Below are 21443 nucleotides of genomic sequence, written 5' to 3'. Positions count from 1 at the left end.
GTATTACGAATGTAAAGAATCATTCGAAATGGAGATGTCACGTGAATACGTGATTTTTAAAATACCGGACTTTGTACTTGCTTTTTAAAATTGGCGATTTACTGATTGATGAGTTTTAGAAGGTAAAGACTTAAACAGCAGTTTCTCTCAAAACCTCATAGAGTGTTGTTTCACCCTTTTGGGCTTTGAGAATGGCGTTTTGGCGGATGGTGGTAAAACCTTCAAGATGTGCTTGTGCGTGAAGTTCTTTTGCAGATGATCGTTTGACGATTAGTTCACTCATTTCGGCAGAGATATTCAACATTTCATATGTCGCTGTTCGCCCTTTATAGCCTGAATTCAGGCAATGCGAACATCCCTTCCCCTTAAAATATTGAGCGCCGTTTTCTCTTATTCCAAGTTCTGTTAACTCTTCTTTAGAAGGATGATATTGTTCTTTGCAGTGTGGGCATATTTTTCGTAATAGACGCTGTGCTATAATTAAACGGACCGAAGAAGAAACTAGGAACGGTTCAACACCCATATCGATTAATCGGGTTACTGCAGAAAGAGAATCGTTCGTGTGCAAAGTAGAAAGAACTAAATGGCCTGTCAAAGCCGCTCGAACAGCAATTTCTGCTGTTTCGTAATCTCGAATCTCTCCAAGCATAATCACATTAGGATCCTGGCGTAAAATAGATCGAAGTACATTCGCAAATGTTAAGCCGATCTCCGCATGGACATGTGTTTGATTGATACCGGGAAGGTTATACTCAATTGGGTCTTCAATCGTGGTGATATTTACTTTTGAATCGTTGATATAATTGAGCGCTCCATATAAAGTAGTGGTTTTACCACTTCCTGTTGGACCAGTTACAAGTATCATACCATAGGGTAAATGGAGAGTCTTTTGAAATAGTGCTAAATCGTTCTCTTCAAATCCTAAATTGGTGAGCTGGAGATTCAGATGTGACTTGTCCAGAATACGAAGCACAATCTTTTCCCCGAAATCAGTAGGGAGTGTAGAAACACGGATATCGATCGTTTTTTCATTTTGCTTGACCCGGATTCTACCGTCCTGAGGTCGGCGTCTTTCGGCTATATCAAGATCGGCCATGATCTTCAAACGGGATATCAGTGGTCGTGATTTTGCTACTGGTAGGGTCATTAATTCATGAAGGACACCATCTAAACGCGTACGAACCCTTAAGAGCTTTTCGTATGGCTCTACATGAATGTCGCTTGCATTAAGCTGAATTGCTTCAGTAATGATTTTATTTGCCAGCAAAACAACGGAACCGTCAGAGGTGGCTTCTGTTTTTCCCTCTGAGTTTTCTTTTACAGAGAGCAATTCTATTCCTTTTGATGATGATTCTTTATTCATCTCGAGAGTAGAAATATCGTAATTTCGTTGGATTGCCTCGAAAAGGATTTCCCGCGGGAATGTTAGGACAGTAATTTTTTTACTTAAAAGAAATGAAAGATCGTTAACAATCTCTTGATCATATTTTTCCGGTAGACCTACTTCGATTGATTGTTCTGAAACTGATAACGGAAGTACGCAAAATTCAATTGCAGTTTTCTTGGGGATGAGCTTAAGAATCTCCGGAGAGATTATTTTTGAGTTTAACTGATCCATGTATTAAAGAACTCTTCAATATGTTTACGGTATAACATTTCAACTACAGAAACGCTAATAAGAATTGCCCCAAACGGAATTTTTGTTGATTGCTTCCCTTGTATTTTATTTACAATTCCATAGAATGAACCAAATACCGAAGCGATCCAAAGAGCCACTAAAAAGAGAGGCAACCCCAAAACAAAACCTATAAATCCTGAAAGCTTTACATCCCCCATCCCCATTGATTCCCTCTTTAAGAAGTAATTGCCTAAAAACATTATCAATAAAACAAAAATAAATGAAGTCAGTCCAAAGAGTATTTGATCCAAAACAAGAGAAGAATTATCGAATAACCGTATTCCAAGAATAAGCGCAAATCCAACGAACAATACATTGTTGGGAATGATCAAATGTTTCCAGTCAACAAAAGCAATAACGAGTGCAACCTGAAAGTAAATGAGATATTCGATGTATTCTAATGAAAATCCAAACTGATTGTACAATGATAAAAATATTATAGCAGATAATATTTCTACAAAGGGATTTTGAATCGAGATTTTAGTTTTGCACGAACGACACTTACCACTTTGTAAAATGTAACTTAGAACCGGGATGAGTTCAAACCATTTAAGCTGTTTATTGCAACTTGTGCAGAACGACCGTTTTGCAACCACAGAAATGCTACGAGGTATTCTATAAATGCAGACATTCAAAAAACTGCCAATTGATAGTCCAACGATAACAATAAATACTATATCCAAGTAGAACCTTTACCACGGAGACACAGAGTCACGGGCAATTTAAAAATTCTGTGTCTTTGTGCCTCTGTGGTTGCTTTTTATTTTTAATCTGGCACTTTTTCTTTTATTGAACCACTTTCATCAACAATCCAAACATTCATGGTTCCGTCATTATCAAAATCCACAATTGATGTTGCTTGGGCAGAAAACACTTTGTCATCAGCTGTAACAACTTCAATTTTATATCGCGCTTGACCGCCTTCTGTTGTAAGTTTTTCCTGTTCAAAGCCGATATCTGTCAATTCTATGGAATATCGATCATGTTCAAATTTGAAGCTCTTTTGTAGCGTGTGAACTTGCTTAAGCATTAATTTTGCCTCGGTTGTTTTTGCTTTGGTAACCACCGGCGCTAAACGAGGCAAGGCAAGTAATACCAAAACACCAATTATTACCAAAACGACCATAAGTTCGGTCATTGAAAAACCAGTTTGCGAATTAATTTTAAGAGTCTTCATAAAGATGCCACGATCAGATTGCTTCAAATATTAAGCGTTTCAATTTTATGCATTATCGCAGTAACTGCATTTTTCGAGTGGATATAAACTTCCTTCTTTTGCCGTCAACCGACAGTGCTTCAAGTCTACAAAAATATATACCACTTGAAAGTTCTGTATTCCAGCGAGCTTCATATAACCCTTTATCCTGTTGTTGATGGACTATTTCCTTTATTTCTTGCCCCAATATATTAAATATTTTTATGGAAACAGTGGACTCAAAAGATAAATTATAATGTATGGTGGTCATACCATTAAATGGATTCGGGAAATTCTGATAAAGATCAAAATTATTCGTCACAATAGAATTGTTTTTGACGTTCAAGACTGGATTTTTAAAATCTAATATATTCATCCATATACTTGTCATACTTGGCACACTCGAATTGCGTTTTGTCCATACAGTGAAAATTTTATTTTTGTGTAATCGCACTTTGGGAAAGTTGTCAATTCCGGTAAGGTTACCATTGACGATAAAATTAGTTCCTATCTTCGTACTATTTTCTGAAAACCGTTGAGCCATTATATTTTGACCATCTTCCCAAACAACAATGATATTTCCACCGATGTCCCTGTGGGAAGATATCGTACTTGATATTTTTGCTAATGCTTCGTTCACTTTGATTTTACCACCAATTGCAGCTCCATTTTCAGTAAATTCTTGCCAATAAATATTTGCTTTGTTTGTCAAAGTATCCTTCGACCAAAGGATGATAATATTGCCGTCATTTTTTTGAATTGCTGTGGGTCTATACAAGTATGTAAGAGTATCAAATTCAATTAACGTAAACTTAGGAGATGTTGGTTTTAAACTATCCGTGCACTGAATTCCTGATATCCTGCTCACTTTTTGAGAATCTCTTTCTGCCCAAAGTAATACATACCCGTTGCTTGCTATTTTTTTTATTGGTCTTATTTCTTCATAGTCAGTCCTCACCGAAGTATTATTAAGTGGATAATTATCACCACTCTTCTGTATTGGCATTAATAATTTTTCTGCATAGATGTCAGATTGTGAATATGTTTTAGAATGATGTCCTTGCCCACTCCATGTGCTGAATAAAATGGAGTCGTTGTGCCATAATATTTTTGGATATTTTCGGAAAGCGTCTATCGCCGCATGGTTAAAATCTCCATCGTCAATTTGGAACTCATTTCCGATTGGTAAACCATTTTTAAAAACTCTTCCTTTTATATATGAACTAAATATTGTTACCGATGATGATACTCCGTCTTCCCAAACAATTGCTGATGTGTTTTTTCTCGTCTCAATGTTTGGATCGTTCGTGTAAAATGAGTTTGAAATCCTTCTTATTTCATATAAACTATTACCGAGACTATCTAACCCGATGTACATTGTTGATCTGTCATCCTTTTTTGAGCTAATCCAAACAATATGAATATTATTATCACTATCAATATCGAACGTTGGCTTTGATCCTGAATCCGATATCATAAAATCACTACGATATTGAGCGCTACAAAGAGAAAATAGAATAAACACAGAAAAAAAATAGTTCATGATTCACAGTATCCATTATTACTATCTTAAATATAATAAAAATGTCTCAAGTAGAAATACTTGAGACATTTTTTAATTTCATAACTTATTTTTGCAATAACATTTTCTGAGTTATTTTTGTGTTCCCAGTAGACATTGTATAAAAATATAACCCGCTTGAAAGATGTTTTGCGTCATACTCAATTTGGTAAAACCCTGGTTGTTTTACACCTTCTGTAATCGTTGTGATTTCCTGCCCAACACCATTAAATATTTTTATTGATACATACTGTTCATTGGGGACAGAATATTTTATAGTTGTCGTAGGATTAAAAGGGTTTGGGAAATTTTGATACAATGTTGGATGAGAAGGGATTTGGACGATTTCAAGCATTTCATTTTGTACGCCTGAATACCTCACTCGAAGCGATGACGATCCATTTGATAGTAGATTTGTAAGATCCTTTGCTTTCACATAATACCATGCACTATTTGGATTGCTTCCACCAATGGTAAGATCGTAATCATCATATGATGTAGTCGGAGAATTCACTTCTGCAATTTTTGAATACCCTGAGCCCATATCTCTCCAAATTTCGTATTTTGTGACATCCCATTCGGAATTTGCCGACCATGATATCTTCGGGTGACCACCGTTATTAATATATGATAGATTTTGAGGTGCTGCTGGTGGTTGGACTGCTTTGTATGCATTAATTCTGCCATAACCAAGATATTGATTCCAACCGAAACCATCGTATGAATGAGTGTTCGCATCAATTTTATCTGTAGTTTTAGTAATATAATCAGTCACTTGTTGAATTGTTAAACTTGAATTGCATGAAAGCAATAATCCCGCTAATGCAGCAGTCAATGGTGCTGAGAAAGATGTGCCTGCATAGACGCCATATCCACCGTATTGTTCTGTAGTTTCAATATTATCACCAGGAGCTGAAACATCAACAAAATTCCCATAATTAAAATAAACAATGTAACCCTCTGTTCCATTCAGCGTGGTTCCTGAGACACCAATTACATTGGGATATTGTGCAGGCCATGATATAAATGGTACTTTATGATTATCACATGAATAAGAAGACCAATCTGGAAAACCTCCATTTGGAGATGTATTCCCTGTGGCGGCAACACAAACAATACCTTGGTTGATCGCATTTTCTACAGCAGTTTCGATTTCAGTCGCATTATAGGGTCTTTTGCTATTTTCCCATCCTTCGGGATCTATACACCCTAATTCATCTAACTCCTCATATGTCATTATCTTTGCAATTGACCAACTCATATTTATCACATCGGAATATGTTGTTGCTTCATATAATGCATTGGCAATCGAAGTATAGGAAGAACCAATATCGTACGAATTTAACTTAACATTAAATCCAAGACTGGCGATCCCTATCGCATTGTCAGTGTTCGCTCCGGCAACACCAGCAACCAATGTTCCGTGAGGATGTGAAATGCTATTGTCTGAACGGAAAATCTTCCCCTCAATATCTTCGTGGGTTTGACTAACTCCACCATCAACAATACCTATTTTTATAGCTGAAGAGCCTTGAGTAATGTTCCAGGCATCATATGCCTGAACAGCTTGAAGACCCCATGCGCCCGGACTTGTGATCATAGGATCAGATGGAGTATAATGATAAATTGCCAAAAGCGGTGCGTGAACATACTCAACTTCGGGTATATCTGACAATAAAGTGACCACTTCTTTTACAGATACTGGATTTTTAAACCTTATGGAATACAATTGAGATAAGTCTTTGATTTTTACGGGTTTTCCTGTCCTTTTATGAGATTTTATCAGATTATTTTCGTCGGCGCTTTTGATTTGTTTAATCAATTTAACTGATCCAGCTTTATTTTCTAACTGTTTTAGGCTATTCAGCACTTTGTTGAATTTTGAATCTATTCTCTCAGCATACGATTTGCTATCATCGGTAGATATAACAACTTTTTCTCTAAACTTTACGGTAATAGCATCGGACAGTAAATTATGACCTTCAGAATAAAAATTTGCCTCGGCAACAACATTTTTAGGAAATATTAACTTTTTTGGTTGGGAATTAGTCAGAACCCCAATAATTATAAGAGTTACAAAAATATTGAGCAACCTTTTCATGTTCGATCCTTTCGAATATTTGTGTATGATTTTCATGAATTGTATATTGTGGTTGCAAACAAACAATGCCGCACTTTTTGTACGGTAAAGACCTGTTTTGCTTGCGTTGTAACCGCCTAGGTTCTAGTAAAACTTGGGCGATTTTTTTATGGTGATTTTAGATGTTCCTTTCTGTTTGACGTTATTAACATCTCAGGTATTCCAAACGATTTACTTTCAAGTGAATACATTCAATATTGTATAACTATGATTCCTGTCAAATAAATTTTACTCTTCTACAAAAAGATAAATAGTCTTCCCCCTCTTATAATTTAGGTGATCAGTATATATTCATTGTTCGACGCTATGTTTATTCAGTATAATTTGCAATTGTGGGTTTAAATAACACATTCCGATTGGGAATAGGCATAACAAAATAAATATTGTCCAATATTTATCTGTGTATATATAATTTTTATTTTTGTATAGGCTCATATATTTGGAAACGAAGTTGATTGCTAAAAAAATACTAACAAGCGATAAAATATGAAAGACTACAAATAATAATAAAGATATTCCTTCTGCCCTGACAAAAAGATTTAATTTAATAAACACCATGATAAATATGAGGTACATAATCATGTATACTACACATGATTTGAATAAAAAAATTGATTTTAAATTATTGTTCACATTTTTTATTAAAATTGTACCTGCCATATATAACCATATCAGAAAAGGTAGCCCAGATATAATTCGCAATAACAATACTGTAGTTCCGTAAATGTCAGTTGGAAGCATTTGCACAATTAGAAAGGGAATTGAATATAATAGAAATACAGATCTCTTGCTTAATCCAAAAATTAGTTTAACAAACATATTTTCTCCTATTTCTTAGTTATCTAGTTCTTTAATTGCATCAATCAATTTTTGTATTTCCATGTTAGCTTCAATTTTCAATCCAATTAATGGTACGCTTAATTCAATGGCAGGAGGGCTGCTTTTTGTTTTTTTCTTTGATTCAACTTTGCGACTTGAGATATTCTTGGTTTTTGTTTCAGTAACATTCTTTTCGAAGGTCACTCCCAAAACAGTAAAATGAGAGCTTTCGGTAACAGAATTTGATTGGGTAAATGTGTTCAGGTCTGTTTTCACAGGGGTCAATGTTTTTTCTGTTCCTGCTCCAAAAATTGCGAGATCAATTTCTGCACCATTACTTTTTTGCTCTCCATTACTTTTGAATCCTTCAATAAAGTTTCCTTCAACATAATTGTTGCTATAAAAATTAACCCCTACCCCTACCCCTACATTAGCAACCTTAAGCTCAAATTGTGCTTGAGCACCATATGATACTGTTATATTTGTTGCTTTTAAGAGAGCCGATAGGAAACTCTTGATTCCTTTTCCATCTGGATCATAAAGTGATATAGGATTATTCGCCGCATAATTATATGGGCTTAATTCAGGGTACTTCTCTAACAACGGATCCACTGACATCCATTTGCCGATTCTACTGTCATAATATCTTGCACCAAAATAATCATATCCCGTCTCTATATCCCGCTCTTTGGTCGTATACTTATACCGAGTATCGGCTGATCCGCTACCACTTCTTTGGTCCATCGTAACCCCAAATGGATAATAATCATCCCATGAAACAGGAGTCCCACTGGAATTAACTGTCATTCGAATATTTCCGAGCTGGTCTTTCAAATAATAATATCTGGTCAATGTCGAGTAATTTCTTCTAATTTGGCCAAACATATCATTACCATTTAGATTATACAATGGTGTATAACTATTCAAACTTGTGACCAATTCTGTCTTCCCATCAATACCATTAACATAATATTCATCTATTCCACTACGTAATTTGCGAATTCTATTTCCTTTTGTATCATAACTGTAATAGATAATTTCACCGTTTGATCGATAAATACGAATTGGCAAATTAAAAATATCATAATAAATGAAAGAATTATTATCTCCTGTGGATTGCAACATGTTACCGTTATGGTCATATGTGTAATTATCCGCCGGCTGAGTATCAATATCATATGTAAAATAACTGGGATTAATTTGGTCGGTTATTCGTCTCAGCTTATTCGTATTTGGGTAGTATTCGTATGTGAGTTTATCGGAGAACATACCGCTCGTGGTCTTACGTTGAAGGTACTTTATATTACTCCCACCAGAATCATAGAGCATAGACATCATATCATACGGATTCCAGTTCACCCAGCTTGAAGTATATATTCCAAAATTTGCATCCTTAAATGTATTGTTATTATAATATGCAAATGTATAGCCAACTAAACTGGTGCCACCGGTGTTTACACCGGACATATTGTATATCATCCAACTAATATTCCCATTAAATTGAGGAACGGCATTTTGATAACCTGGATCACCAATGTGTCCAGGAACATTATATCCAAAAATCATACCTAATTTGTCTACTGGTAAACCAGAATCATAGCCATCTCTCCCTGGATCCTGAGGCTGACCTTGATACAATCCGCCTAGGTTTTGATGATTTATTGCTTTAAGCCAATCACGCTCTGAATACCGATAATCAACACCTTGAGCGTTTTCTAACTGCATTCTTTTTACTTTACCTGATGCAAAATATGTATACGCTGCTTCCTGATGTTTTCCAGCTGGATTTCCTGTTACGGAAGTATAGACTTTTAACATTCTACCAATTTCATCATAGTCGTACCACGTATAAAGCATATTTGTCGAGGACATATAATCTTCATAGATCTTCCGTGTGACATTGCCCTGAAGATCATACTCATAACTAATTTTTTTGGCGTACCAACCTAATCCGTCTTGAATCATATATTCCACACGACCCAACTCATCATATGAATAGATTGTTTCGAGTGATAAACTGCCAAGTGTATACGATCTCTCTGACGATAGTCTCCCTTTGAGATTTCGCTGCGATCCGGCGAGTGGATTTGTACTCGCAACGTCATATGTAAATGAGCGATTTACAAAATAATGATTCGTCGGGAAGGGTCCATAATTTGCATTTGATTGAGTGAAATTTGCGATATTGCTTGATTCATATTCGCCAACTTCTTTTACTCTATTTAGTTCGTCATATTTATAATACACAAATTCTAAGTTCTCACTGCATTCAATCGTGTATTCAAACTCCCCGTAATAGCCATATGAAGTTACTTCATATGTATAATCACCTTTTGGAAGCGAAAATGTACTCGAAGTCCAGTACCAATAATCGGAAGTGGCAGTTGCTACAATTGCATTGTTTCTTCTGATGTTGACAATGATATATTCATCACTATACATATCATACACTCCAGTCGATATTGTTACTCTACCAGGCATTGTCAATGAAAATGACCCTGGTGTTGTTGATGGAACTGAGATAACACCGTTTTCATAGACATAATTTGCAGCTCCTGTATGATTTGAATCTTTCATTAAACGGAGATTTCCATTTTTATCATAAAGATATTGAACAGATCCAGCATCGGGCGTTTTTTTAAGTATTAGTTGGTTTTGGGCATTATATGTATACGTGGTTGCATGCAGTGAATTTGTTTCGCCTCTTGGAGGAGTTGTCTTTAATATATTTCCATTGGCATCATATTCAAACGTAGTCTTATACTTTAATCCATTGGGATCATCTATTGATTGAATGACATTACCGTGAATGTCACTATAAGAGAGTTTAGGAATTTGATTTTCATTATACGTTGTTGTTTTAAATAACGTGTTGGCACTATATCCTGGAACTTCAACCGAAGGATTATTCGTATTTGAGCCATATTCAAATCTTGTAAAATGATTATTTGATCTAAATTCGATACCTGGGTACTTGATATTCACTGGCCGGGTACCAATTTCGTCATAGCTATATTCAGAATACGGATAAGAATCTTGAAATCCTTCGAAATAGACATTTGAATTATAGTATGAATTAGCATTCGTTAAAACATTTGCATCTGAAACGAAAGAGTTGGCACTCTGTTGATATGGTTTGTATTCTTTTGAAATTCTCCCAAACGAATCATATACCTTATGAGTCACTATTTTATCCGACCCTAGGTATAATTGAGTCTGTAGTTCCAATCCCAAACCATCGTAGTACTGATCGCTTGTGATGGGGTTTACACTGTTTATGTCCCTGTATTTTTTTTGGTTAATTTTATTGACATAGGAAAGACTATAGTTATCTCCCGCCAACGTATAAGAGTAATCGGATAATTTTTGGGATGGGTATGTTGGACCAAACGTATTTTTTAATCGACCAAATATGTCATATTCATAGCGAAATGTATTATTATTTTCATCAGTTTGGTCAGTAATATTTCCCCTAAAATCATATTTAAATTGAGCAATTAAATTACTTGGACTTATTACTTTTTCAATTGCTGTGACAAACGCATTTTTTAATGTTGTTCCAGATCCCAATGGATTAGTATTATCACCATAATAATACTTTGTTACGTTTCCGTTGGCATCTGTTTCTTGCTTTAGATTTCCATAATTATCATAATCATTAAAAGAGCGAATTGTGGTATAATTTGAAGCATCAGTCCATATCTTTTCGAGTGAAGGTTTCCATTTTCCAGATGATGATGTGAAGGTCGAATTCCACTCTGTCAATTGCTCACTTTTTTTGTCCACTCCTTGATGAATTGAAACAGAATACGGCTGCGAATACATAGTTGCATCACTCATTCCTTGATATACTGAACAAGCATAAACATACGTTGTTAGTTTATACCATAAACTATTCCACTCTTTCTTTGATTTTATTTGCCCATTAGCAGGATGTTCTCCAGGTATAGTCGATTCTGTAAATGCTTTATAATATTCATAGTCTGTTGTTGAAGTTACTCCATCCTCTAACTTTTCTGTTTTAATTAATTGAGGCCAAAGAGATTGATATTGAACGGTTTGGTTATGTTGATATCCCGAAAAATCCGCACCATATGTATATCGATCTAAGAAACTTTTAAGGGGCTTAATGTTGTATGTGTTTGTGATAGTCGAATAGAGAGTATTTGTATTCTTATATGATTCTTCTTTTAGAACAAGACCTCTTATACCTATCCTCGAAGTTATCAAAATATTTGGTTGACTCATAATTGCGGTAAAACCATCCCTATATGTACTATTTATGCTTGAACTATAATAAATCCGCTTTTTACTCGTACCATCTGGAAAGACAACATCTACATATTCATGCCCAATAGAACACCCACTGAAATAGATACTACGTTTGGAATCATTATAATCTCTATTGCTACCGTTCCATTTCACAGTGTAATTCATTGGCAATGGATGGCTCGGAGTATCAAAGTGCGCACCTGGATAGTTGTAAGTAAATGTTTTCGAACCAGTGACATTATCTTGGATAGTTTTTGTTTTCACACGTGCCCTCGGATACCATGGAAATCCTTGAGGCAGAGATTCACTAGAAAAGGCATTACCCTGTGGATCATATGCAGGATTGAATGGTTCATACGAATAATTAACATTTAATCCACTGGGGTAATGTATTTGTTTTAATTTCCACGCATCAACTGCCATACCATCTTGCTCATTTGTATAAAACCCCGGAAAATCTCCAGCTGGATTATTAACGATTTGAGCTATATCTATGAAAGGATTTTTAACATATTGAAATCGATATGAAGGAAGCACATTGCTGTAGTCTTCCGCTGGAACTGCACCAACTTGTGTAGTTATCGACAGTAATGTAAGTTGATTGTCTTTTAACTTCTGCCCGCTAACCCAATCAGCATTCATTCCTGAGTTGTTATTATCTACAGATGCATATCCAAATATTACCCTTTTTACTTCAGAGCCATCAATTTTACTGTATAGGACGATTTGCTTTAGCTTAAAATATCTGTCGGCGGTGGTAAGTTGTTCTGTTTCGATAACAGCGTAGTGAGTTTCTGTCTCGACAGTACAAGGTATTGAATATTGGAAACCTACTGATCCTAAATAACTTGAAGCTGATGAATTCGGTGAACCAAAAAAATTGCTGTTCTCATTAGTGTAATTATAGGTGTTCCCTCTATCCATATAAACACTCTCATAATTTCTTGAAATATGCTGATCCAAATTCGCTTGAGTATATTTGATGGTCGTAAATGCTCCGTCGGTATAGAGAATTTTAGCTAAGTTCCAACGATATACAAAGTAATCAGTTTGTTGAGATCCTGCCATCCCTGTTACCTTTGCTTCATCAAACTCATTGCTATTTGGGATATCTGGATTCTTACCAAAATAATATTTAGTTCCGTCATCTTTGGTTGCGTCAAAACTTGTTATCCTAGAACTCATGGTTGAGGTGATTTGCAATGGCTTCCAAGATAACGGCAAAAACAAAGCATTGGAAGGATTCCCTGTTTCATCAACTGGGAATGGCAATATTTCAAATGAATTCCCATCCATCGATATTGAATATGAATCAACCACATCTACATTTTCACTATTGAGTGCAGGTTGATTACCCATTAATCTACTATTTTGACTAACACGGTCATTATTACCATACCCAATAGCATCATCATCAGGACGACCATAAACCTGTCGGTCTACATGACCAAAATCTAAACTCCAACCCAATCCAACCCAACTTGCTTTTTGTCTTTGGGTAACATTACTATTGTAATTTAAGATCAGTGGGAAATCATGACCATTTCTACCTGGAATAGTCATAATCGGTATTGTGAGGCTTAAATCGCCTGTGTATGAAGCTCCTTCGGTTGATAGGACTTCTTTGAAATTAAAAACTTCATAGTTAGGAGATTTCATATTATCATTTTGTGAACCTGCAAATTTGTATTGTAAGGTTTGTGAATGACTTGTAATTGTCACACCTACTATCAACAAAGTGATACTGAGTATTGATGCTTTAATATTTTTCATGATATTATCCATTAGTGGTGGAGTAAATATTTTAATGTTTTATATAAAATAAATTCTTTTCGCTATTCCATGTCAATTTTGAATGGTAAGTTTTCCACCACCAGTCTCTATATTGCTTAGGTGTCATTTCAATTTTGTTTGTTCCTATTTTAATAATAATCGGTTTTCCGTTTACAACGGCACCGAGATCTTTTTCTGTCCATCGGAGCAAACCTTCCCGTGCTATTTTACCGATACTCTTTTGAAATCGTTCGACCATAGATGTATCATCAGCAAATTGTAATAATAATTTTATTGTTTCTTTATTTGGCAAAGTTTTTGGCTGGGCTACAATTGTCCTCTCATAATAACTATGAGCAAATACATTCACGATTGCACCTCTAACGTTATCATCCTGCTGAAAAGAGATCGATTGAGAAAGGATGTTTAACACATCGGGCGTGCCAATTACTTCGAGTATATAAATCGAATAAAGTTTTAATGAAATTAAAGTGTGCACTGAATCATTTTCTACAGGAATACTGTCTATCTTAATGACTATGGGTTCTTTGTATTTCAATATCCTGCTTAATATTGGAATAACATCATTTTTTCTTTCTGCTATTTTTCTAATCATTTCGAAGTTATTATACTCTCCGTGCTTTGCTTGTTTCAATATTTGAACAATATTTTTTTCGGTAAGTGTTGTCGGCAGCAGAAGAGGCTTAATCGACTGAGATATATTGTTTTGATGCAACATCACAATCGTCAACATTAATATTTTGATGTATTTCATGTGACACCCTTTAATAATTAGTTAGTTTTTGAATTTATACATTTAAGAGATATAAGAATGTCTAGTCTTTGGACGTAAATTCATTATTGCCTCTAAAATTTATCTTACTGTCGTTAATTTAATTTGAAATTGAATATTACGATGTAACGTAAACACGTGATTTTAAATGTCAACGCTTTATGCTTGCTTTTTAATTTCTTTTACTTATTGGGATTATGCTACAGGAGTGACCAGCTTAATACATCGAAATGAGTAATGCTACATTCTTTCAAAAGAGTGCTATCTCAGCATCATTTTTGAAATTGCACCAGAGCGAGTGTGCACTTGCAGTTTTTCATAAATTCGCCTGATGTATGAATCAATGGTATGGGGGCTTAAATAGACCGTTTCAGATATCTGGTTATTCGTTAATCCTTGACTCATCAGTTCAAGTATTTCTCTCTCACGACCAGATAACTCTAAATCTTGCGAAGGTTTTCGTAGGTGAGTAAATGCAGTAACAACTTTTTTAGCGATGGAAGGATTCATAGGAGACCCTCCGCGGACAACATCTTTTATCGATTGGATGATCGTTTCTTCTGTTGAGGCTTTTAATAAATATCCAGACGCACCTGCACAGAGTGCATCATAAACATGACCATTATCACTTAAAACAGTAATCATAATTATTTCAATGCCATAATTTAAAGCCTTGAATTTAGATGTGCCCTCTACACCGTTCATGCCCGGTAAATTAATATCCATTAAACAAACTTTTGGAGCATTTTTTTTGGTGATACTTTCTAACGCTGATTCACAGTTAGGAAATACCTCTGTACATTTCATACCTCTTGTTTTATTGATGAGTTTTGAAATAGTATTTCGATAAAGAGTATTGTCTTCCACAATCCACACGGTAATTGGATTGCGCTGCTGTTGTTTTGATTTTTGTTTTTTGGGGGCGGCCACTAGAATTCCATTTTTTCAACAATATAAATAATTGTTTAATCTGGTACTGTCACGTATTCACGTGATTTTTAAATGTGACCGAAATGCTTGTTCCTATTTCAGGAATACTGTGAATAATAATTTCTCCCCCTACTTCTTTCGCTCGAAGTTCAATATTATTAAGGCCATTTCCCCTTTTTATTTTTGTTATATCAAACCCAACGCCATCCTCCCTTATATCAATTCCAAAAGAGTCGATATTTTTAAAAAAGATAATTTCGACCGTTGTTGCATTTGAATGCTTAATAATATTATGTAGAATTTCCTTAAAAATAAGATAGATGTTCCGACGAATAACAATTCTTGAATCTAAATCCTTGGCATCGCCAGAAATATGCAAATATATTTTTTTTCCTTTCAACATTACTTCTGCTATTTCTTTTAAGTGATAGACAAGATTGTCCGAAGTATCGTGTTTCGGGTCTGTGTACCATACGATGTCTTGCAAATAATTAGCCGTTTCAAGGGAGGTTTTGGTGATCAACGAAAGATCATTTTTCGCTGTTCGGGTCAGATTTTTATCATGAAAGAGTCGTTGACTGAGTAGCGCAATAGTTCCAAGATTGCTCCCAATTTCATCGTGAAGATCGCTCGATATTCTTTCGCTATTTCTTTGCACCTTTAATTCATAGATCTTTTTTTGCCGCTCATTCCTTAACACCAACGTCAATATCACAACGAGTACAGCTCCATTGACTGAAATGAACGCTGGGGACAAATAAAATGGGGGCTGGATATAATATGAGATTACTTCTTCACTTTGAACTTCCGAACTATATGGATGTTTTGCTTGCACTTTCAATGTAAGACGACCAAACAGGGAATTTGCAATGGACAATTTTCTATCTTTAGTCCATTGAGACCATCCTTTTCCAGTGATACAATACCTAGTTTCAATATCCTGGGATATTATTAAACCCCAATGCGCCGCCACTGACCATTCAAAATGTGTATGGGATTCCTCATTTATTGGCTTTCGTATATGTATTTCAAGAGGAATATTCGTTAACGATCTGTCAAGAACTCCTATTCCAGATCCATGTCCGCCGACCCACACTTTGTCTTTTATTGGAAGCACAACTCTTAACTCCCTTAAACTCGCACCGGCATCAGCATTGAGGTGTGTCCATATAGAGTCTTGATAACTAAATAAACCCTTTGTTGTTGCGACCCAGAGAACATCGTTTTCGTCACTTTGAATATCCCACACCTTTTGGCTGTAATAATTTTCTTCATTCACATTCCATACAAACTGCATTGAATCATTACCGTCTATAAACCCTATTTTTGAATTGAAGTTTGAGAACCAGACTCTATCCTGTTTATCAATTTCTAATACGTAAAATCTTTCGGAGGGTGTTTTCCAATATTTCCATGTACCGTTATCATATTTACTGAGACCATTCGACGTTCCAAACCAAAGCGATCCAGATTTCGTTTCGGCAAATGAGTAGACACGATTATGAAGCAACCCATTATCGACGTTTATATTTTTAAATTTTCCTTTTTCATAAACAAAAGCACCGGGATCTTTATCCTTCTCCGTAGCACCTAAACCTAAAAACCATAATCTCCCTTTGGAATCTTTTCTGATTTTATGAACTCGTTGCGCATGTAATCCTTCAGCTCTTCCGTAATGCTTCCAGAACTTCCCATTAAAGCAATATGCTCCTTCAAAATTTGCCCCACTGGAAATCCATACCCCTTGTTCATCCTCATTAATACCGGTAATAAGTCCGAGTGGTTTTGATTGGATGTGAGAAATGTATCGTACGGGCATTCCAGGTTCACGAATTTCAAGTCCATTCGCCGTCCCAATCCAAATGGTATTCTTACGATCCTTAAATATTTCCATCACAATATTTCGGGAATCAGGATCCTTGTGACGCAACATTGTCCACGGAGAGCCAGTGGTGCGGTGTAAGAATAATCCATGATCCGTCCCTACCCAGAGATCGTTATTGGAACGATATTTGACAAATAAAACACCGGTAAGCTGTTTTGGAACCGGTGTAATCTGCATCCAATCATTTTTTCCTTTTTCTTTTACATCTCCCGATTCAAACACCGCAAAGATATTACCATCATTCGATATATCAATCGTTCGGACCGGCTGGTATATTTGCGAAGAATGTTGGTAATATCTTTTCCTATTTTGATATTGCCATACGCCAATTTCTTCTTTAGGGGAATCAATAGTAATGGCTCCGTATCCCGACTCATTTTCAACAACAGAACGGATAAATCTCTCGTGAGTTGTCTCGTAATCCCAAATATTTTTCCAGCTGTTTTCACTCCAATAAAACAATCCATTGTGAGAATTGATGATGATTCGTCCGCTTTTTGTGCACCATAAGCCAGTCACCGGTGTAGGGGTTTTTGCGTGGGATTTACTAACTCCTCCGTGAGAATAAAAATATGTTTCCGATATTTTTATTGTCGTTTGAATAATCATTAATGAATCACTTCGATAGTTTGCCGCAAAGATACGCGAATCCATTATCGCAATATCTTCAGGGATATCGATCTTCTGAAATCCATTTTTATTCCCGACATAGATCTTTCCATTGATAACGACGGATAACATTCCGGAACTGTTAATACACATTTTCTGTGGCTGTACTTCCGGCAGCCCCATCGCCGAATCAATTTTGTTCCAACGAAAACCATCATACCATGCAATACCGGATAAGGTTGATGCCCATACACCGCCGTCGGAAGATTCGACAACATCAAAAATAATATTTGAAGGAAGTCCATCCTCTTTTGTGAAATGCACCCAACGCCATTCTTCAAGATAATTTCCAACTTGTCCAAACGATGTTTGGCTTGATATCGCAAGCACACAGAGCAAGAAATATTTTTTGACGTTAATCAACATAGCGTGCAGAATTACTTGTTTTATGTGTTACGGTGTTGAGATTTAATGTATTCACAGATCAGTTCACCACATTCATAATCTCAAACATTGGCAGGTACATTGCAATCAATATCCCTCCCACAAACACACCTAAAATTAGGATAATGATCGGTTCAAGAAGCGTTGAGATGGTATCGACAATTCGTTCCATTTCTTTTTCATAATATTCTGCAACGTGGAGGAGCATTTTATCAAGATCGCTTGTCTCCTCTCCTACTGCTATCATTTGTGATACCATTGGCGGAAATAGTGAAGAACTCACAACAGACGATGAAATGTTTTTTCCCAACCGTATCTTTTTTGTGATACTTTGAATTTCCGATTTCACTTTTTCGTTGGTAAATATTCTCTCCGTAATTTTTAATGAGTCCATCAATGAAACCTGCGCTTGCAATAAAGTCCCAAGCGTTCTACAAAATCTTGCCACAGTGATGAGCAATAATATCTTCTTGATGTACGGAAGCGAAAAACTTAAGGACTGAGCTTTCTTCTTTACCGTATCATTTCCTCCGAACCAAACCAAGGTTAAAACACTGACGATACCAAGGATAATGATGGTAAAAATATTCTCTGTCAGGAAATTGGAGAGAGCAACAATAATTTGAGTTATGAGAGGGGGTTGGACCTGAAAATTCTTAAACATCTCTTCAAATGAAGGGACAATAAAGAGGAGCAAAAACAGAATGGCGGAAATAGCTACGAGAATAACCAGCGCCGGATACATTAACGCTTGCTGAATCTTTTTCTGAAACTCTACCACTCTTTCAAGATACTTTGCCAAATCTGCTAATACTTCACTCAATTTCCCGCTCTCTTCACCGACTTCAGCCGTTGTGATGAAGAGACTATCAAACGTTTTTGGATGTTTCGCTAATCCTTTGTAAAACGGATTCCCCCGCTTCACCTCTGCTAAGATATCGGAGGCGATGTTCTTCATCCCCGGATGCTGGCATTGATGAATAAAAATTTCCAGAGCCCGTTGAATGGATATTTTTGCCCCAAGCATAAATGATAATTGGGTGCAAAAATCCAATTTTTGCCGAATAGAAACTGATGAGAAGATTTGGGAAGAGGTGAAAAAAGATGTTAATATAGGTGTTTTCGCAGTGCTATTTTCCAGGGTAAAGTCTTTATACGCCATACTACTAAAATAGATGATGCTTAAATCGTTGTTTCTCCCCCCGGAGATTTTCACTTGTTGATTTTACCGTAGTATAATTAGGACTTTTCCCCGATAAATGCAAATCAATTTTTTGTTTCGCTGATGCAGAATCGGCATAAGCTTGAACGGTCAGTCGAAGAGAATCAGACTTGAGTATCATCATATCGTTTCGAAAAACCAGGCCAGACCGAATATGATATTCAATTGTATCTTCTCCTGCGGTTACAAGGATCAGGGTGGAATCATCCTGAGCAAGAATTTCCTCAGATAGCTGTATATCCTTCGTCATTTGCAGAGAAGTCCGTACCAAATCGTCCTGCTGCTCTATTCTTCCTGTCCAAGTTAAGTATGTTCTTTGGATAAATGAAAAAGTAATGTTTGAAAAAATAAATAACAATGATCCCACAGCCAAAACAACAACAAGTTCTTGTATCGTAAACCCTTGTTCATTTTTTAGTCGTTTCAACATTATTTCCCGATGAGAAATGATTTTGATAGTTTGACAATTTCTTTATTGTCATCCCGCTTTTGAACGGAGACAACCAGCGTTACTAACCTTCCATCTTTAACATAGTGTTTATCGACGATCATATTATCTATTATTGCCCTGGAATCTTGTAGGACTAAATCTTCTGATTGCAGTATGAGATTCGATTGACCGAGTAATAAACCTTTTTTTTGTTCCATGATTTTTTCATTAAATAATATCTTTACGAAAAATGTGAAGAACACAGACAACACCAGAACAAAAATTGACATCGCAACAAGTGTTTCCACCAGTGTATAACCTGACTCACCTTTTAAAGAATTTTTTCTCATTGCCAATCAAGTATTCCTAAATGAGACGCTGTCGAGAAACCAAAAGGGATCATATATCCATCCGGCAGTTTTTTGCGATTAATCTCACCGCTTCTCATCCATCCATAATATTGTGTTGGTGCGTCGTAGAACTGAAAGTCTTTTGTAATCAACGTCCCAAATAATGAGGTATTAAAATCAATATTTGTTTCAGAATAAAGAGCACCATAGACGGATGAACCGCTTTCAAACGATATTTGAGAGGTTTTGGTTTGAGTTGAAATTAACACAGTTCCTTCTATGATAGCACCCGTTTGCACTAATAAAGCACCATTTTTTTTTGAGGGAGTTAGGCACACAATAGAAGGATATGTTACTCGTACTTGAGATTCGATGGAGATCTTCGGGGCGAAAATCTGACCTGCGATTGATGCATTCGATTTAATTGCAATGGAATCTTCGCTGATTACTATGACATTATTTAACCGTGTGTTACCTTCAACAACTATTTTCCCTTTTGCTTTGAATAAAACAAAACCATTAATGTCTGTCCCGTTAGTTATCGTGATATTCCCATCTGATTTAATGAGGACAATTCCCTTTGCTCTTTTCAACACGCCTGAAATAGTACAATTGCCGTTAATATTGATAATGTTCTGATTTTCAGGAATATTTTCGAGTGTTAGTAAGTTCCCTGAAACAAAGACTTCACTATTTTGCTCTTGAATTAAGCGTTCCGTTTTTTGAATTGATTTACTATAATCTGAAATATTAAAATAATACGCTCCTGAAGAAGACAAACGTGTAATATTTCCTTCAATGGGAATCCGTCGAGGTGTTTGGTAATTCCTTAACGTTCCAATCGTAACACCCCGGTTACCCACCACCACATCGCCAGTGATATTTACATTGCCAGTTAAGATTAATTGATGTTCCTGATTATCAAAAATTAACGCTTTGGAAAATTCTTTCGGAGGATAATAACCGACTAATGCGCTTTTGGCGTGTTTTATTTTTCCGGATCGCCCTGTTGCTTGGACGAACAAATATCCGCCCCACGGAATAACATCAACAGAAGATTCCCCACCATCATCAAAAGTAAATTGGAAATGTGACAGTGTCGACTCGCTGTTATATCTGCCGAATTTTTCAACCTCGTTGATCACTTTTTCGATACCGCTTGTTGCTGCGTTCATTGCTTTTACCTTGGCAATATCAATCAACGTTTCTTTTGTGCGGAGGTATTGAAGGACAATAAGAGAAAAGATTAAAACGGTAAGGATTGTGGCGATGAATAATACAGATGGAAGGGCAAAGCCAAATTCATTACGGATGATATTTTTAATAGTATACAATGAAGGAA

13 protein-coding genes are annotated in these 21443 nt (G+C 36.0%); all 13 read right to left on the bottom strand.

All coding sequences use genetic code 11. The features are described 5' to 3' along the window. Positions 1 to 130 precede the first annotated feature (130 nt). Positions 131 to 1618, bottom strand: coding sequence for a GspE/PulE family protein (locus WDA22_01585; protein ID MFA5832144.1), 1488 nt, complete (start codon positions 1616 to 1618; stop codon positions 131 to 133). Continuing rightward, the gene (locus WDA22_01580) at positions 1606 to 2103 is read right to left on the bottom strand and encodes an A24 family peptidase (protein MFA5832143.1); all 498 of its coding nucleotides are present in this window, start codon (positions 2101 to 2103) and stop codon (positions 1606 to 1608) included. The genes WDA22_01585 and WDA22_01580 overlap by 13 nt, the downstream gene beginning before the upstream one ends. A gap of 341 nt (positions 2104 to 2444) precedes the next feature. Beyond that, positions 2445 to 2855 (bottom strand): prepilin-type N-terminal cleavage/methylation domain-containing protein, encoded by a 411-nt coding sequence (locus WDA22_01575; GenBank protein MFA5832142.1) that lies wholly within the window; start codon positions 2853 to 2855, stop codon positions 2445 to 2447. A gap of 52 nt (positions 2856 to 2907) precedes the next feature. Then, positions 2908 to 4416 carry a T9SS type A sorting domain-containing protein gene (locus WDA22_01570; GenBank protein MFA5832141.1) on the bottom strand — a complete coding sequence of 503 codons (1509 nt, stop codon included), beginning with the start codon at positions 4414 to 4416 and terminating at the stop codon, positions 2908 to 2910. A gap of 85 nt (positions 4417 to 4501) precedes the next feature. Next, positions 4502 to 6535 carry a S8/S53 family peptidase gene (locus WDA22_01565; GenBank protein ID MFA5832140.1) on the bottom strand — a complete coding sequence of 678 codons (2034 nt, stop codon included), beginning with the start codon at positions 6533 to 6535 and terminating at the stop codon, positions 4502 to 4504. 873 nt (positions 6536 to 7408) lie between these two features. Beyond that, the gene (locus WDA22_01560) at positions 7409 to 13438 is read right to left on the bottom strand and encodes an RHS repeat-associated core domain-containing protein (protein MFA5832139.1); all 6030 of its coding nucleotides are present in this window, start codon (positions 13436 to 13438) and stop codon (positions 7409 to 7411) included. Between the two features lie 31 nt (positions 13439 to 13469). Further along, on the bottom strand, positions 13470 to 14213 hold the full coding sequence (locus tag WDA22_01555; GenBank protein MFA5832138.1) for a hypothetical protein: 744 nt from the start codon (positions 14211 to 14213) through the stop codon (positions 13470 to 13472). Between the two features lie 279 nt (positions 14214 to 14492). Continuing rightward, positions 14493 to 15161 carry a response regulator transcription factor gene (locus WDA22_01550; protein ID MFA5832137.1) on the bottom strand — a complete coding sequence of 223 codons (669 nt, stop codon included), beginning with the start codon at positions 15159 to 15161 and terminating at the stop codon, positions 14493 to 14495. A 49-nt stretch (positions 15162 to 15210) separates the two neighbouring features. After that, on the bottom strand, positions 15211 to 18081 hold the full coding sequence (locus WDA22_01545; GenBank protein MFA5832136.1) for a two-component regulator propeller domain-containing protein: 2871 nt from the start codon (positions 18079 to 18081) through the stop codon (positions 15211 to 15213). Between the two features lie 58 nt (positions 18082 to 18139). Next, positions 18140 to 19261, bottom strand: a complete 1122-nt coding sequence (locus WDA22_01540) for a type II secretion system F family protein (protein ID MFA5832135.1) — start codon at positions 19259 to 19261, stop codon at positions 18140 to 18142. Positions 19262 to 19265: 4 nt separating this feature from the next. Next, entirely contained in the window at positions 19266 to 19751 is a 486-nt protein-coding gene (locus tag WDA22_01535) for a hypothetical protein (GenBank protein ID MFA5832134.1), read from the bottom strand. Further along, positions 19751 to 20101: a prepilin-type N-terminal cleavage/methylation domain-containing protein gene (locus WDA22_01530; protein MFA5832133.1), complete on the bottom strand. Its 351-nt coding sequence runs from the start codon at positions 20099 to 20101 to the stop codon at positions 19751 to 19753. The genes WDA22_01535 and WDA22_01530 overlap by 1 nt, the downstream gene beginning before the upstream one ends. Continuing rightward, positions 20098 to 21435: a hypothetical protein gene (locus WDA22_01525; GenBank protein MFA5832132.1), complete on the bottom strand. Its 1338-nt coding sequence runs from the start codon at positions 21433 to 21435 to the stop codon at positions 20098 to 20100. Before WDA22_01525 ends, WDA22_01530 begins: the two co-directional genes overlap by 4 nt. Positions 21436 to 21443: the final 8 nt, after the last annotated feature.

The sequence above is a fragment of the Bacteroidota bacterium genome (genome assembly GCA_041658205.1).
Classification (GTDB): domain Bacteria; phylum Bacteroidota; class Ignavibacteria; order UBA10030; family UBA8401; genus UBA8401.
The sequence above is the reverse complement of the archived record's forward strand: the minus strand, read 5'-3'. Positions and strand labels throughout refer to the sequence as shown.